We start from the raw sequence: 1,357 nt of genomic DNA on the forward strand, positions 1-1,357 counted from the left end.
ATGAACCGTCCCGGGAATCATGCCGCCTGTTTGTTGGCGGCGTCGTCGGGTAACGAGCCGATTTCTCGAGCATAGTATGCCTGCTCGAATTCCTCGGGTGTTTGGTGCCCGAGGGAGGAATGGAGGCGCTGGTTGTTGTACCAATGCACCCACTCGAACACGACCTCGATCACGTCTGCTTCGGTCTTCAACGCTCCGGTCCGGAACGGGGATCCCGTGGCCACTGCTTCGTTCTTGAACAAGCCCATGACGGTCTCCGCTGCGGCATTGTCATAGGCATCCCCGACGGACCCAATCGAGGGTGTCAGGCCCTCTAGCATGAGCGTGTCGGTGTACCGGATCGAGGTGTACTGGCTCCCGGCATCCGAATGATGGATCAGCCCCTGGGGCACGGGCCGGCCGGTGTGTTGGCGGCGCCAGAGCGCCATGCGCAGGCAGTGTTCCACGAAGGCAGTGTCCTTCGCTGTGGAGGTCTCCCACCCCACGATGGCCCGGGAGTACAGGTCAATGACCAAGGCGACGTAGACGAACCCGGACCAGACCGGAACATAGGTGAAATCGGTGACCCAGGTATGGTTCGGAACGGGGACATGGAAATCCCGGTTCAGCAGATCCCGGGCCCTGCGTCCGTCCTTGCCGGGGATCGTGGTGCGCGTCCTGCGGCCGCGGACGAGCCCGTTCATGCCCTCGGCGCGCATCAGCCGGTCCACGGTGTGCTTGGAGGCCTCGGGGAAGCCGTTACGGCGCAACCAGACCGTCATCTTCCGCCGCCCGTAGAGCACCTCGGGGCGGGGCCGGCCCTTCCCGTCAGGAACCAACAGGTCCCGGAGCGCGTCGGTGATGCGAGCGTCCTCCAGAGTCCGCAGGGCCGGGAGCCGGCTCTTCCAGGCCCGGTAAGACCGCGCGGCAACCTGCACGCCCTGCCCCCGCAGGACGGCACAGATCGACTCGACCGCATGGCCTTCAGCTCTCATCTCATCGATGAAACGGCAGATCAGCGGCGGCGAGGGTCAAGCTCCCTCGCGAAGAAAATCGAGGCCTGTTTCAGGATCTCGTTGGATTCCTTCAGGTCACGCACTTCGGCGCGGAGACGCTTGATCTCTTCCAGTTCTTCACTGCTCGGGCCCGCCTTCTCGCCGGCATCAATCTGGGCCTGGACCACCCAGCGACGCAAGGTTTCAGGCCCGACGCCAAGCTTCGGCGCCAGGGCCTTGCAGGCAGAGGAAACGGACGGGTAGTCGGACAGGCGATCGAGGGTCATGCGCACGGCACGATCACGCACTTCCGAAGGATACTGCTTGGGCATAATGGCCATCTTTCTCACAAAAGACGGCGGCATCAAACCCGGGACGGTTCA

At 63.7% G+C, this 1,357-nt stretch carries 1 protein-coding gene; it reads right to left on the minus strand.

Going from position 1 to position 1,357, the window contains the following annotated elements; genetic code table 11:
- Window positions 1-17: 17 nt before the first annotated feature.
- Window positions 18-1,306 (minus strand): IS3 family transposase gene (locus tag VLA65_RS21920; RefSeq protein ID WP_442880367.1). Its coding sequence is split into 2 segments (ribosomal slippage): window positions 18-1,012 and window positions 1,012-1,306, totalling 1,290 coding nucleotides; the frame shifts between segments, so codons are not numbered across the junction.
- Window positions 1,307-1,357 lie beyond the last annotated feature (51 nt).

The sequence above is a fragment of the Arthrobacter sp. S2(2024) genome (assembly GCF_036662515.1).
Taxonomy (GTDB): Bacteria; Actinomycetota; Actinomycetes; order Actinomycetales; family Micrococcaceae; genus Arthrobacter.